Origin of the sequence: Vibrio sp. D3, from assembly GCF_043995865.1 — a bacterium.
In the GTDB taxonomy this organism is placed as follows: domain Bacteria; phylum Pseudomonadota; class Gammaproteobacteria; order Enterobacterales; family Vibrionaceae; genus Vibrio; species Vibrio diabolicus.
The window spans coordinates 1,379,527-1,394,401 of sequence record NZ_CP171887.1; the positions used below are offsets into that span (position 1 = coordinate 1,379,527).

Here is a 14,875-nt window from a genome sequence, read left to right on the forward strand (position 1 = left end):
ATATAAACAACAAGCACACCATAAGGTGCGCTTGTATTAGGAGGAGTTAAGAAGCTAAGCTCTCTACATAACGGTACACGGATTTTAATATCGCAATCTTCTTTTCGTCACTTTCATGTTCGTGAACTAAGTTTTCTAAATTCAGCATGTACTCTTCAATTTGGCTTTCAAACACTTCTCGACAGTGTAATGCCCAGCGTCTCTGTTCTTGCTCGTCTAATGTGCCTGGGAAGTTACGCGCACGATAGCGGAACAATAGAGGTTTAATGCGCTTGTCATCAAATTCAATGTCCAATGCGGCAAGATTGTTCGGGTCGGTTTCTCGAATGATATCCATGGCTGCGCGATCGGCCGGAGAGAAGAATCCGTCGTAAAGTTGCGTATCGACGTCATCACTTTTATCGAATTTACGCTCGACTGAAAAGAGGCTAATCAGCTTTTCTCTAATTTCAGGATGTTGGCGCAACAAAGCGAGATTAGCGAGACATTGCTGGCGATCAATGCCAATAGACTCTGCATTTTCAGCCGTTAACGTTTTTGCAGGGGCGAGAATAGGGCATTTGTTCAAATGAACTAGTTTAACTGGCACTGGTAGCAATTCACCAAGATCTTCTCGCTTAGTGTAGAGTCTTTCGTGTAGCTCTTCTGCGGATAGCTCAAGAATAGGTTGAGGGTCTTTCGCTAAATCGATAGTGATAACAGCGTTGTTATTGGTTGGATGCCAAGCAACAGGCACAATCCAGCTAGTATACTGGCATTCGCGCCCTAGCATGCCTGAAACGTGCATCAACGGCGTCATGTTGACGATGTCGACTAATTCATTGAGCTTGCGCTTTTGGCGCATAGAAAAGAAGTAGTCAAACAATTTTGGTTGCGCTGCTTTGACTTTTTTCGCCATTTCGATAGTCGCAATCACGTCTGCCATCGCATCGTGCGCGTTACTATGTTCTATGCCGTTAGCAACAGACAAGTGCTCTAATTTAAAACTAGTGAAGCCATCTTCGTTTTCTGGCCACTCTACGCCTTCTGGGCGAAGGGCATGGCACGCGCGTAATACATCGAGTAAATCCCAACGCGAGTTACCGTTTTGCCAACTCCATGCGTATGGATCGATAAAGTTGCGATAACAAGTATAACGTGTCACTTCGTCATCAAAGCGAATGCTGTTGTAGCCTAAACTGGTGGTATTTGGTTTCGCGAGTTCAGCGTGAATCTTAGCGATAAACTCAGGCTCAGAAAGGCCTTCTTGAACCGTTTTTTGCGGAGTAATACCAGTAATAAGTGCGGCTTCAGGAGACGGAAGATAATCAGCCGGTGGTTGACAGTACATGACTAAAGGCTCGCCGATGATATTGAAGTTTTCATCTGTACGAACACCAGCAAACTGGCTTGGGCGATCTTTCGCGGGGTTTGTTCCCCATGTCTCATAATCAAAGAAGAAAAAAGTGGGCTGATTATCTTGGTGCATTCTGCTTACCGTTTACAAAACCGATGACAGTATTAGACCATTCAACGCTTTGACTAGCAACGAAAGATGCAAGTTGAATTTTTGAAAATGAAAAAACCGATGGCGAACCATCGGCTTGATATTTTACGTTTTATCGCTTTGGAAGGAATGTGAGTTCTATGCTCGTGTTTCTTCCAATGTTGCTTCACTTTCTGGTGACTTCAGCACTCGGCTAGCAATTGTACCCGCAGTCATTGATCCTGAAACGTTCAGTGCGGTACGTGCCATATCGATCAATGGTTCAATAGAGATAAGCAGCGCCGCGATGGTGACAGGCAAGCCCATTGCAGGAAGAACAATCAATGCTGCAAACGTTGCACCGCCGCCTACACCTGCAATACCAAATGAGCTGATGGTGATAATCGCAATCAATGACAGGATAAAGTGTAGATCCAGTGGGTTGATGCCCATTGTCGGAGCTACCATCACTGCCAGCATTGCAGGATAGATACCCGCACAGCCGTTTTGGCCAATAGTGGCACCAAACGATGCTGATAGGTTTGCAATCGCTGGTGGAACGTTAAGCTTCGTGATTTGCGCTTCTACGTTTAGTGGGATCGTTGCTGCTGAGCTACGAGATGTAAACGCGAAGGTCAGTACAGGCCAGATTTTCTTAAAGTATTCCGCAGGGCTAACGCCGACAAAAGAGACTAATACGCCGTGGACAACAAACATCAGAGCGATAGCAACATAAGACGCCACAATAAAGCCAAGTAGGTTTAGGATGTCGCCTGCGCTTGATGTCGCTACCACTTTTGCCATCAGTGCTGCGATGCCGTATGGCGTTAACGCCATGATCATCTTCACTAATCGCATAACGATTGACTGAGCTGCTTCCACGAAAGTACGAATCGGTGATTCTAACTCTGCTTTTTCCATCATCACTTTACGAGCGGCGATACCAGTTAATACACCGAAGATAACAACAGCGATAATTGAGGTCGAGCGAGCACCTGTTAGATCAGCAAATGGGTTGGTTGGAATGAAGCTAACTAGCATTTGAGGAATAGTCAGGTCACTTACTGTACCAGCACGGCTTTCTAAAACGGCGATACGAGCGGTTTCACGAGCGCCTTCAGTTAAACCTTCTGCTGACAGGCCAAAGGTTGTTGTCACCAAGATACCGATAAGTGCAGCAATTGCAGTCGTTACTAGAAGAACAGAGATGGTCAGGCCAGAAATTTTACCTAATGATCCACCTTTCTCCAATTTAACAACTGCAGAGATCATCGATACCAATACTAGTGGCATGATGACCATTTTCAGTAGACCAACGTAGCCACTGCCTACAATGCCTACCCATTCAAGTGTTTGAGCAATTGCGCTGTTGCCTTCACCGTGAATGAGTTGCAAAGCAAGACCAAAAAGAGAACCAGTAACAAGACCGATTAAAACGAGACGAGAGAGAGTGTGTTTCTTTTGTTGTTGGTTAAATAGAAAGAACAATATGCCAACAAAGACGGCTAGAGAGGCTATCACTGCAAAATTCATAATCTGACCTTATCAACCTGCCGAAATGGCGGTTGTTTTTTATACGGGGTTTTATACGGATTTGTTTATGGGGCGTAAGATAACGCTCGCGATATAACTTTAAAAATGACAAACGGGTATTAGCTAGATCTAAAATGAATATAAAAACGAGATCTAAGTCGCGTGAGAGTGTGAATTAGCACGTTAAATGTACAAAATGGTTATTCGTAGTGATGCAGTAAGTCACGCATTTCTTGCCTTTGTAAGTAAACCACCGAGTCTTCTTGATAACTGAAAAGTTGATAAATCATCGCTTTGGCGACATCTTCCGCTCGAATAGGTAAAAAGTTGGACAGTTTGCCAAGCATGAGTGGGCGAATTACCTTAAACAGAATTTGCACTAACTTCTCGTCCGTTCTTGGACTTTGACGTTGACCAACAAGCGGGCCTGGGCGAACAAACACAATTTCCTCAAAACCCATAGCTTCGATTCGTTGTTCCATTTGTCCTTTACAGGCTAGGTAATGGAATGGCGATTTACTATTTGCACCAAGGCTAGAAACAACCGCAAGGCGTTTGACTCCGATCGTTTTCATCTGTTGGGCGACTTTACACACCAGATCAACATCTACTCTACGTAAATTATCCTTACTGCCTGCTTGCTTAAGGGTTGTGCCTAAACAGATAAAGCCGATGGTCGGTGTTGGTTGATTCTCATCCCATTGGTGGATAGAGAGGTCGGCATCAATGAGAGGGACAAGCTTTTTGTCCGCATCTATGACGCCATCGAGTGGGCGACGAGAAAGATAATATAAGGTACCAACACCTGATTGATTTATGAGGTTTGTAATGACTTTTGAACCGACTAAGCCAGTCGCCCCAGCGATGATGGCGCAGGTGTTGTTATCCATGTCCTTTCTCCTATATGGGAATATAGCCTAAGCTATTGTAGCGGATTTCAAGGAGTTACTTATAATCGAATGCTCGAAAGGTGAGACGCTCTGCGAACTCAGTAGACTTTCCTAACAGAAATCTGATTAGCGCTGCCCCAAGCGGATGCAAGGGTATACAATAGTGGACGCTCAAAACTGGGGCTGAGCAAGATTTCTTAATCAATGGAACACCTCTCACCCAGACAACATCAAAGGAACGTAAAAAATGGATGACTCTTTTGCAGTGGAGATACAAGCGCGCATAGATAACAAAACCAAACCCGTCGGTTCTTTAGGCTTATTGGAAAAGGTGGCACTACAGCTAGCTCTTATTCAAAGTCAGGATAAACCTCAGCCAGTTGATTCCATCGCTATCTGTAAACCGAGCATGCTGGTATTTGCTGGAGATCACGGCGTTGCAGAGGAGGGCGTAAGCATTGCGCCAAGCGAAGTCACTCAGCAAATGGTGGCTAACTTTCTAGCCGGCGGCGCAGCCATCAACTGCTTTTGCGACATCAATGGCATCCAACTCAAAGTAATAGATTGCGGCATGTTGGCACCTATTGATGTGCTGGTTCCAGAATTTAAGTTTCATCCAAACTTGGTTGAACAACGGTTGGGTAACGGTACGGCTAATTTCTCTAAACAATCAGCGATGTCCCCAGAACAAGTGGCGCTAGGTTTAGAGTATGGTGCGAAGATTGCTGAGCAAACCATTTTGTCTGGCTCAAATCTATTGATGTTCGGTGAGATGGGCATTGGTAACACCAGTTCGGCTTCCGCACTGTTATCGGCGCTGAGTTCATTAGATATTGATTATTGTGTTGGCGTTGGCACCGGAATCAATCAACAGCAGTTGAGCCGCAAATATAAACTGGTTGCACAGGGAGTAAACCGATGTCGAGGTCTTGATACTAAAGCGATTCTCGCACAGGTTGGAGGCTTTGAAATCGTACAAATGGTAGGCGCTTTTTTAGAAGCCAAGCGGCTTAAAACCCCAGTTTTAGTGGATGGATTTATCGTATCGGTTGCTGCGTATATTGCAACGTTGCTAGACGAAGAAGCACGCGAATACATGTTGTTTGCCCACCGCTCCGAAGAAAATGGACATAAGTTTGTATTAGAGTACCTAAAAGCAGAACCTCTACTCGATCTTGGTTTACGATTAGGGGAGGGAACCGGAGCCGCTCTTGCCTTACCCTTGTTAAAAGCTGCTGCCCAGTTTTACAACAAGATGGCGAGCTTTGAGAGTGCAGGAGTTACAGTATAGTGTCAGTCCCTGATAATTCTGAGAACGTCACGCCGTCATCGTTAAGATACCAGTGGGAGTTGTTTCTATTAGCTATCAGTTTTTTTAGTCGCTTACCCGTACCCCAAGCGTTGCCATACAGTGAAGAACGCATGAATCAGGCCGGACGTTATTTCGCGTTAGTTGGTCTCGTACTTGGAGCGCTTTGTGCTCTGGTATTTTCGCTCACCTCAATTCTTTTCCCAGAATCGGTTGCCATAGTATTAACAATGGTGTTTAGCTTATTGTTAACAGGGGCATTTCACGAAGACGGCTTGACTGATATGGCGGATGGCATTGGCGGTGGCATGACTGTCGAGCGACGCCTCTCTATAATGAAGGACAGCCGCATTGGCACTTATGGTGCAGCCACTCTCATTATGGCGTTATTGGCTAAGTATGTTTTTTGGAGTGAACTGGCTAACTTGCCGCAGTTTTGGTTGGTCATTGTCGTCGCTTATACCGCAAGCCGAGCACTAGCCGCGACGCTTATTTATGACATGCCTTATGTCAGTGACAGTGATACGTCGAAAAGTAAACCGCTGGCAAATAGCCAGTCTTCTTTAGAAGTCTCCATTTTGTTGTTTACTGGTGGCATAACATTGCTTGTGCTTGGTATCACGCAGGCGATCTTTATATCGCTTGTTCTCGTGGTATTTCGTTTGATGTTCAAACGTTGGTTAACCAAGCGAATTGGCGGCTTTACGGGGGATTGTCTTGGCGCAGCGCAGCAGCTATCGGAACTGCTTATTTATCTCACTATGATTGGGTTTTATCACATCTTATGAAGCAATTGATACTCGGTGGCGCGCGCTCTGGGAAGTCGCATTTGGCGGAAAAAACAGCCAAGCAATTATCGACCACTTATCAACACTCATTACATTATGTTGCAACCGCGCTGCCATTTGACCAAGAAATGCGAGAGCGAATAGCGCATCATCAAAAGCAACGAGGGGGCGAGTGGCAAGAGCATGAATGCCCCCTTCATTTATCTGAGTTACTGACAAGTTTCGCTACCACCGATGTTGTATTGGTCGATTGTTTAACCTTGTGGCTCAATAATTGGATATTTGAGTTAGGTGATGAATGTTCCAATGAGAAGCTAGAAGCAGAAATTGAAAAGCTTATACAGGTGGTACGTGGTTCAGATGCGACGTTAATATTCGTCTCTAACGAGGTTGGAATGGGCATTGTGCCTTTGGGGGTGGTTAGTCGTTACTTTGTGGATAATGCAGGACGGATGAATCAAAAACTAGCCAGTGTTTGTCATCGCGTTACCTTTGTCGCTGCTGGCTTGCCGTTGGTTCTTAAAGAGTAGGATGGAAGAAATGAAAACACTCAACATCTATCTTGTGCGTCATGGAAAAGTAGACGCTCCACCAGGACTCCATGGCCAAACAGATGTAAAAGTTACGCCTGCTGACCAAGAAAGCATTGCTCGGGCTTGGATCGAGAGTGGACGAGGTGTGGGTGGAGTGATTTGTTCTCCTCTTTCACGTTGTCAAGAACTGGCAAATATAATTGCTGAACAGCAATTATTACCAGTAATGACGGATGAATCTTTACAAGAGATGGCATTTGGTGATTTTGATGGTATGCCTTTTGATATGCTCACTGAGCAGTGGAAAAAGCTAGATGCTTTTTGGCAATCGCCAGCACAACATACGTTGCCGAACGCTGAGAGCTTAAGCACATTTTCTGAGCGCATATGTCGCGTTTGGTCTCAAATCATCAACGATATCAATGACAATCTACTTATCGTCACGCATGGTGGCGTCATTCGTATGATTCTTGCTCATGTATTGGAGTTAGATTGGCGTAACCCCAAGTGGTATTCGACGTTGTCGATAGGAAACGCTTCTGTCACGCATATAACAATTACCATAGATGAGCAAATTTACGCCTCGGTGCGTTCGATTGGCGTACCTCTTTTAACTCGTTAATTTATAAATATTAAAATGCCCAAAGCGATACTGCTTATGGGCATAGTCACGGAAGATGTCAGTGGAAGCCCATCTGCTAGGTGCAGGAAGCGAAAATTGACTCAGTTACATAAAAAGGAAATATAGAAATGACAACGCCGAGTTGGGATTTGTCCATCGTTTATAACGACCTTTCTGACCCACGAATTCAAGACGATATTGCTCTTGTGGAACAATGTATTGATCTTTTGAGTAAACAATCAGCAGATTGCGGCAACGTAGAGATCATGCAAAATGCGATTTTGACCAATGAAGCCGCGAGTCGTTTAGCGGGCACAGTTGCAAATTTTGCGAGTTGTTATGCTTCTGTTGATGCAACAAACGCCGAAGCGAAATCGTTACTTGGTAAAATGACCCGCATCTTTTCGGAGCTTTCTCAAGCGTTCAGTCCCTTTGATTTGACACTAACGCATGCCGACGAAGAGTTTATCTTACGCGTGTTAGATCATGAGAATCCTGATATCAGTGGGCAAGCATTTTCTATCTTGAACTCCAGAAAGCTGGCGGATACTCGTCTTAGTAACGCCGAAGAACAGTTACTTGCTGCGATGAGTGTGGATGGTAAATCGGCTTGGGGTAACCTATACGATAACCTGACTGGCTCATTGAAAGTGAAGCTTGAGTACGCAGATGGTAAGAGTGAAGAGCTTGGGTTTTCTCAAGCGGCAAGCATCCTTTATGGGTCTGAATTTGAGCGTCAAGAAGCCGCGTGGCGAGGCGTACAAGATGCAATGCAAACGCACCAAGAATCATTCGCTGCAATTTTGAATGCGTTAGCAGGATGGCGTTTAACTGAAAACAAAAAGCGTTCGACGAAGCGTGAAGTTCACTTCCTCGAGCCGAGTTTGCATGGTAGCCGAATCCAAGCTGAAACTTTAAATGCGATGATGACCGTAGCCAAAGACAGTCGAGCTATTGGTCAGAAAGCGGGTTTATTGATGGCGAAAGTACATGGTCTGGATGAGATGAAACCTTGGAATCATCTGGCAGCTATGCCCGCCTTGAGCGGTGAAGCGAAGGTCTACGACTTTGATGAAGCGATTGATGTTATTTGTGAAGCATTTGAAACAGTAAACCCTGAGATGTCGGAGTTTGTCCGTTTGATGGTACAAAATGGTTGGATTGATGCCGCGCCAAATGCCAACAAGCGTCTTGGAGCATACTGCACCAAACTGCCAGCAACGCGAACACCACTTGTGTTTATGACTTGGAGTGGCAGTCGCTCAGACCTTATGACTCTTGCACATGAACTTGGCCATGCGTTCCATAACTGGGTTATTCGTGATTTGCCACTTTGCCAAACTTACTACCCAATGACGTTAGCAGAAACCGCCTCTATCTTTGCAGAAAACATCGTTCGTGATCATTTGATTTCGAAAGCGGAGAACGTCGATGAAAAGCTAGAGATGTTGTGGGAAGAGTTGTCATCTGCGCTAGCTTTAATGATCAACATTCCGGTCCGCTATGAGTTTGAGAAATCGTTCTATGAACGCCGCCAGGATGGAGAGTTAACCGCAGATGAATTCTGTGAGTTGATGTCTGAAACTTGGAAAGAATGGTATGGCGACGTAATGAGCGAGCCGGATCCGTACTTCTGGGCAAGCAAGTTACATTTTTCTATCGATAGTGTGAGCTTTTATAACTACCCATACCTGTTTGGTTTCTTATTCAGCAAGGGTATTTATGCACAGCGAGAAACCAAAGGCGAAGCGTTTTACACCGATTACATCAATTTGCTGCGCGATACCGGCTGCATGATGGCGGAAGATGTTGTCGAAAAGCATCTGTCGATGGATTTAACCCAACCAACGTTTTGGCAGCAGAGCGTTGAGCTAGTGCGTGAAAAAGTCGATGAGTTTGAGCGTTTGCTCGCACAGCGCGGCTAAGTTTTTCGCATTGTTGATGCATAATCTGCTTTATAGCTACAAAAATTTGATCAAATCATAATGATCTTAATCAGGGCTGTGGTAAAGTTCACAGCCCTAACACTTTGTAATTGTTTAAAAATTAAACGCCTCAATGCTTGATTTGAGTGCCTGGCGCGAAAAGGTATCGGATTTTCGAGGGAAATAGTGATTTCTACTCATAAGTGAGATCGCAGCAACAAAAATCCTTTGTACAATTTATTAACATACCCGCCGTGCTATTAAGGAGTAACGCATGACGAAGTCTCTCTTTCGCCAATCGTTTTTAACTGACACGTTAGATGTTCATATCGATGTTGCACCAGCGGAGCAGGTGCTTTCTAACGGTGTAAAACTTAAACTCTATCAGCGTGGTGTATTAGAAGTAATCCCTGCGAATTATACTCAGGATACGAAAAACATCATCATCTCTTGTGGGGTTCACGGAGATGAAACCGCACCGATGGAGCTGGTGGATTCCATTATTCAAGACATAGAATCTGGGTTCCAGACGGTCGATACCCGTTGTCTGTTCATTATCGCTCACCCAGAATCCACTCTGGCGCACACGCGATTCCTTGAAGAAAACCTCAACCGTCTTTTTGACGAAAAAGAACACAAGCAGACAAAAGAGCTTGTCATCGCTGATACACTAAAGTTGCTCGTTCGCGATTTCTATCAGGATACCGACCCGACAACACGCTGGCATCTTGATTTACACTGCGCGATTAGAGGTTCGAAGCACTATACGTTTGCAGTAAGTCCTAAGACTCGTCATCCTGTGCGAAGCAAGGCATTAATCGATTTCTTGGACAGTGCACACATTGAAGCTGTGCTCTTATCAAACTCACCATCGAGTACGTTTAGCTGGTACAGTGCCGAGAACTTTGGTGCGCAAGCTCTCACAATGGAGCTTGGTCGTGTGGCTCGTATTGGTGAAAATGACCTCGATAAATTGACTGCGTTTGATTTGTCTTTACGTAATTTGATTGCGGAAACGAAGCCAGAACACCTACCAAAACCATGCATTAAATATCGCGTAAGTCGCACAATCGTTCGCCTGAACGAAGACTTTGACTTTATGTTCGACGACAATGTTGAAAACTTCACTTCATTTGTTCACGGCGAAGTGTTTGGTCATGATGGCGACAAACCATTAATGGCGAAGAACGAAAACGAAGCGATTGTCTTCCCGAACCGCCATGTCGCAATAGGTCAACGTGCAGCTCTGATGGTTTGTGAAGTGAAAACCCGTTTTGAAGAGGGCGAGTTGGTTTACGATTAATCCAACATTGCTTTGAGAAGTTAATTGCAATTTACCGAGGCTTAACTGTAAGGTTAAGCCTCGTTTGTTTTTATCGGCCGCTATGGATTTTCAACAACTTATCCTGAACAAGGAACGACGCTGGCAACGTAACCTGATGGTTATGTCGATCGTGCTCGCTGTACTCTCTGCCATCCACTTGATGGTCGGAGAAATTTTCCTTTCTCCTTTTCAATCTTTATCTGCATTTGAACATAAGCTACTGGTGGACTTACGTTTACCGAGGTTGGTGTCTGCGGCAATTATTGGTGCTGCGTTAGCGGTATCTGGCGCGACGTTACAAGTGCTGCTTGGGAACGTTTTGGCTGAACCCGGCGTGCTTGGTATATCTGGTGGTGCAAGCTTAGCAATGGTCTTAATCATGTTCGCGTCACCTGTTCTTCCCACCCCGATTGTTTTTATGTTGGCAGCGATTGCAGGCTCGATGGTATTCACGTTTGTTTTGGTGGCGATAGCAAGGGCAATGCATCTGACGACGGCTCGATTGCTTTTGGTTGGTGTCGCATTGGGTGTTTTATCGAGCGCGATTGTGACGTGGGCATTTTACTTCAGTGATGATCTTAGCTTACGCCAACTGATGTATTGGTTAATGGGCAGCATTGGTGGCGCAAGTTGGTATCAACATACCGTTACCTTGGTGATGCTGCCGGTGCTTATCTGGTTGTGTTGTAAAGGCAAGTCGCTTGATAAATTGATGCTGGGTGAGATTCATGCGACCCAATTGGGCGTCGATGTACATCAAATGCGTTGGAAACTGATCCTCGCCATTTCTGTTTTGGTGGGGAGTTCAGTCGCTTTGGGTGGCATCATCAGCTTTGTTGGCTTGGTGGTACCGCACTTATTGCGTTTGGCTTTTGGTACAGAAAACCGTTATTTATTGCCACTTTCTGCAATATCTGGCGCTGCGTTACTTGTATTTGCGGATATCGGCGCAAGGCTGTTATTGGACTCCGCAGAGTTACCTTTAGGTGTCATGACAACATCGATTGGCGCACCTATTTTCATCTGGATGCTGGTGAAGAGTCATGATGCACGTTAAACATATGTCGGTTGGTAGTCGATTATTGCCCCTTTCTTTTGAATGCAAAGCTGGCGAAATCGTACATGTTGTTGGGCCTAATGGTTCCGGTAAGAGCACTTTATTGGCTGCTATTTCTGGTACGTTAAGCCACCGAGACGGTATGAGTGGTGAAGTGTACGTTGGCGACAAAAACTTGCTTACTTTACCGTTGTCAGAGCAAGCTCATGTTCGAGGTTATTTGTGTCAGCAATCACGTCCAGCATTTAATGTCGATGTTTTTCAGTATCTCGCCCTATCTCTGCCAAGTGGTGCTGAGATTGCGGATATCAAAGTGCGTGATGCCGTCAATATGGTGGTGGAGCTGGTACAGCTGCAAGATAAGCTTCATCGCAGTATTCAAACATTATCCGGCGGTGAGTGGCAACGTGTCCGATTAGCAGGTGTATGTTTGCAGGTGTGGCGTACCATTAATCCTTTTTCGCAGTTTTTAATTTTGGATGAGCCAGCAGCACCATTAGATATTGCGCAAGAGGGTCTGCTCTATCAATTGATTAACGTTATGGCGGCGCAGGGAATTGGAGTATTGGTTGCTAATCACGATCTCAACCGCACATTAAAGCACGCAGATAAAGTATTGCTGCTTAACAACGGTGTGCTGCACTCATCAGGGAATTCCGATACTGTGCTAACGGAAGAAGCCCTCGGGGAAGTATTCAATACTCAAGTCAAAAAGGTCATCGTAGATGAGCAACCTTATTTAATCTTTGATTAGTATTTAAGAGACAATAAAAAACGACCTACTTGAGGTCGTTTTTTTAATCGAGATAGCCAAACTCAACGCTTACTGAGTTAGCGGTTTTAGATCTGCTGGGCGGTAGTAAACTGATTTGAGTACTTTGCCTTTACGAATGGTTTTACCTTCCGATACGAAATCTTCGGCGCATTTTGCGATGATGTATTCACCTTTCTGTACCGCCATCAACTTGATGCCTTGTTCCGCGTAGAATGCCTCTGTTTCTGAGTACTCTTGCTCGTTACGGCATACTTTGCTCATGTTGCTTGAATGTACTTCATCCCAGCAAGGAATAAATTCGATACCACGGTTTACCGCAACGTTTAATAGAAGATCAATTAAGTAGCTGATCGCCAGGTTGTCTTCTACTTTGCTGTGGCCAAGATGAACGAGACGGCCCATTAATACATACACGCTGTCTACGATGGCATCTGCTTGCTCAGTTTTACAATCTGCTTCTGCTAGCTCTGTTAGCTCTTCGATCGCCAAAGAGGTGTGTAGTGTGTCTGCTTGCGCATCAAGGCTTGCAGCGTCTGCGACTGGTAAGTCGAACGTACTACGGAACTCGGTGATATCACGGTATAAGTGATCAAAAATCTCTTGGGTTAGCTTTGACAGTTGCATTCTAATTTCCATTGAATCGATTGAAGCGGCAATGATACCAAACCGCACTTTGAACCCCAAGGGCATTGAATCCAATTGGTGATAAATCTGCCTTTGGGTAATGGTAGTGCTTAACGAAATAGGTAAGGAAACAGCTTTTTACGTTCTTCCTCTGAAAGGGCGGAAACACGAGCGATGTTCGTATCGGGAATGGATTCAGGATCAGGATAGTGTTTTAGTACCTTTTCCATACTCTCTTCGCGAATCAAATGGAAGATTGGGTAAGGAGAACGATTGGTCAGGTTTTCGTCGTCTTCAGGTCTTGCGCCGCCAAAACAGTAATCAGGATGGAAAGTCGCCACTTGGAAAATGCCTTCCCAGTTTTGTTGCTTAATTAATCCTTCAACCCAATCGATACAAAAGTTGTAGTCCCAGAAATCTTGTAGCATGTTGGGAACCACAACCAACGTGGTCTCAAGTTGTTCGGGTTCTGTGTTACTCAGCTCAATCAGCTGCAATAAAATATCTTCAAGAAGCGCTTCTTCTTGAGTCGCTTCACTAACAAAGATTTTGATTTGTTTATTACGTTGCGGTTTGGCAGCAAACGGACAAAGGTTGAGTCCTATTACCACATCGTTGAGCCATTGATCGACCTGTTGAGTGATCGCTTCGATATCTGTGTTTTGTGTTGAACGCGTTGACATACGACTTTCTGGTTTTTATTAAAGTAGCGCAAGCATAGCAGGGTTGGTTATCTAAGTAACCAGAGAGGTATTACGCAAATGAGCGCAACTTAGCTACTCTTTAAACTCGCTGCGTCAGGTGTTTGGTCTGTATGCTTTCTTTCGGCAATGTGTTTCAAATACGTAATCGCAGCAAACATCGCTAGGTAGACGGCGCTTCCCCCTATAAGAACACTCGACCAACCACCATGTTGCCAACAATAAAGAAGTAAGAATCCTCCCAAACTACCGCCTACGTAGTAGTGTACTAAGTAGAGCGCTGTCGCGGTGGCTTTGGCACGAGTGGCATTCTGACCGACCCAACCGTAGGCGAGGGTATGAGTAAAGAAGGCACCAAAACTTATCAGCAACAATCCAACTAGCATTGCAGTCAAGCTTTCAATCGCAGCAATCCACATCCCCGTCATGCTCACTATCGCGCCCAAGAACATACCGAGGATTGAGGAATAACGTTTACTCCAGTGGCCTGCACAACGAGAGGAGAAAGTCCCTCCCAAGTAACAAATAAAGATCAGTGAGGCCAACCCGACGGGCACATTGTGAGGTTCACTCACCAGACGGAAACCCATGACGGAGTAAAGGTTTACGAACAAAGCAAAGTTGAGTCCTCCTATCAGCATCGCGAACCACACGCGTTGGTTTTTAAAATGACCAATAAGCGCACGATTTTGATGGCGCAAACTGCTTGATGACGGGGTGAAGTTGCGCTGTGTTGGCAATAAATAGTGAACACCAATGACACCAAGAAGAGTGAACACCATCATAACTTCAATGGCGACATCAACACTGAAATTGTCCGCCAATAAGCCGCCGCTAATACGTCCTGCGATACCGCCTAATGAGTTAGCCGCAATGTACGTTCCAATTGCCATCGAGAAGGCGTGCTTGTCGAGCTCTTCTGCCATGTAAGCCACGGCGACCGCAGCAAAAGCCGCGAGCGCGACGCCGATCAGTGCTCGACATACCACCAAAAACAGGAATGAGTCACCAAACAGCATCAAAGCAGAAAGGGTAGGAATCGAAAACAGGCCGGCCATCATGACTGGCTTTCGTCCCACTGATTCTGACAACACAGCCATTGGAACGAGGCTAAAAGAGAGAGCGAGTGTTGAGGCCGCAAATAGCCAGTTCACTTGTGTTTCTGAGATCGTGAAAATTTGGGCAAAAGTGGGCAGCATTGGCTGTAGTAGGTATAAATTTGAAAAAACCAAGAAGGAACCAAGCGCTAGCGAGAGCGTAATGCGTTTGTATTCCGGTGTGCCAAAACTGACCATGAATCCTGCCTAATGTGAACAAATGGAGAGACTG

At 45.2% G+C, this 14,875-nt stretch carries 14 protein-coding genes; 8 read left to right on the forward strand and 6 right to left on the reverse strand.

Annotation, left to right across the window (positions count from 1 at the left end; translation table 11 throughout):
* Window positions 1-46: 46 nt before the first annotated feature.
* The 3 genes from sbcB to ACHFJ9_RS14395 form a co-directional block, all read right to left on the reverse strand.
* A complete protein-coding gene (gene sbcB / locus ACHFJ9_RS14385) occupies window positions 47-1,468 on the reverse strand; it encodes an exodeoxyribonuclease I (protein ID WP_005397785.1) in 1,422 nt (473 codons plus the stop codon).
* Between the two features lie 156 nt (window positions 1,469-1,624).
* Window positions 1,625-2,998, reverse strand: coding sequence for an L-cystine transporter (locus ACHFJ9_RS14390; RefSeq protein ID WP_005377885.1), 1,374 nt, complete (start codon window positions 2,996-2,998; stop codon window positions 1,625-1,627).
* A 200-nt stretch (window positions 2,999-3,198) separates the two neighbouring features.
* Entirely contained in the window at window positions 3,199-3,888 is a 690-nt protein-coding gene (locus ACHFJ9_RS14395; protein ID WP_395357235.1) for an NAD(P)H-binding protein, read from the reverse strand.
* Window positions 3,889-4,135: 247 nt separating this feature from the next.
* Between ACHFJ9_RS14395 and cobT the strand changes: the two genes are divergently transcribed.
* The 8 genes from cobT to btuD all read left to right on the forward strand — a co-directional run bounded on the left by cobT (window position 4,136) and on the right by btuD (window position 12,200).
* On the forward strand, window positions 4,136-5,179 hold the full coding sequence (gene cobT, locus ACHFJ9_RS14400; protein ID WP_193447164.1) for a nicotinate-nucleotide--dimethylbenzimidazole phosphoribosyltransferase: 1,044 nt from the start codon (window positions 4,136-4,138) through the stop codon (window positions 5,177-5,179).
* Window positions 5,179-5,985, forward strand: a complete 807-nt coding sequence (locus tag ACHFJ9_RS14405) for an adenosylcobinamide-GDP ribazoletransferase (protein ID WP_176320413.1) — start codon at window positions 5,179-5,181, stop codon at window positions 5,983-5,985. The genes cobT and ACHFJ9_RS14405 overlap by 1 nt, the downstream gene beginning before the upstream one ends.
* Complete coding sequence (cobU, locus tag ACHFJ9_RS14410; RefSeq protein ID WP_258693198.1) at window positions 5,982-6,515, forward strand: bifunctional adenosylcobinamide kinase/adenosylcobinamide-phosphate guanylyltransferase; 534 nt, start codon at window positions 5,982-5,984, stop codon at window positions 6,513-6,515. The genes ACHFJ9_RS14405 and cobU overlap by 4 nt, the downstream gene beginning before the upstream one ends.
* 10 nt (window positions 6,516-6,525) lie before the next feature.
* Entirely contained in the window at window positions 6,526-7,140 is a 615-nt protein-coding gene (gene cobC / locus ACHFJ9_RS14415; RefSeq protein WP_074191208.1) for an alpha-ribazole phosphatase, read from the forward strand.
* Window positions 7,141-7,268: 128 nt separating this feature from the next.
* Entirely contained in the window at window positions 7,269-9,065 is a 1,797-nt protein-coding gene (locus ACHFJ9_RS14420; RefSeq protein WP_395357238.1) for a M3 family oligoendopeptidase, read from the forward strand.
* Between the two features lie 274 nt (window positions 9,066-9,339).
* On the forward strand, window positions 9,340-10,368 hold the full coding sequence (locus ACHFJ9_RS14425; protein WP_005377878.1) for a succinylglutamate desuccinylase: 1,029 nt from the start codon (window positions 9,340-9,342) through the stop codon (window positions 10,366-10,368).
* 82 nt (window positions 10,369-10,450) lie between these two features.
* Entirely contained in the window at window positions 10,451-11,446 is a 996-nt protein-coding gene (btuC, locus tag ACHFJ9_RS14430) for a vitamin B12 ABC transporter permease BtuC (RefSeq protein WP_395357240.1), read from the forward strand.
* Window positions 11,433-12,200 carry a vitamin B12 ABC transporter ATP-binding protein BtuD gene (gene btuD / locus ACHFJ9_RS14435; protein ID WP_258487575.1) on the forward strand — a complete coding sequence of 256 codons (768 nt, stop codon included), beginning with the start codon at window positions 11,433-11,435 and terminating at the stop codon, window positions 12,198-12,200. Before btuC ends, btuD begins: the two co-directional genes overlap by 14 nt.
* A 69-nt stretch (window positions 12,201-12,269) precedes the next feature.
* On the opposite strand, the gene ACHFJ9_RS14440 is transcribed toward btuD, so the two are convergent.
* The 3 genes from ACHFJ9_RS14440 to ACHFJ9_RS14450 form a co-directional block, all read right to left on the reverse strand.
* Window positions 12,270-12,845 carry a nucleoside triphosphate pyrophosphohydrolase family protein gene (locus tag ACHFJ9_RS14440; RefSeq protein WP_005397767.1) on the reverse strand — a complete coding sequence of 192 codons (576 nt, stop codon included), beginning with the start codon at window positions 12,843-12,845 and terminating at the stop codon, window positions 12,270-12,272.
* 110 nt (window positions 12,846-12,955) lie between these two features.
* Window positions 12,956-13,528, reverse strand: a complete 573-nt coding sequence (locus ACHFJ9_RS14445) for a DUF1415 domain-containing protein (RefSeq protein ID WP_053807305.1) — start codon at window positions 13,526-13,528, stop codon at window positions 12,956-12,958.
* 89 nt (window positions 13,529-13,617) lie between these two features.
* Window positions 13,618-14,841, reverse strand: a complete 1,224-nt coding sequence (locus ACHFJ9_RS14450; RefSeq protein ID WP_395357243.1) for an MFS transporter — start codon at window positions 14,839-14,841, stop codon at window positions 13,618-13,620.
* Window positions 14,842-14,875 lie beyond the last annotated feature (34 nt).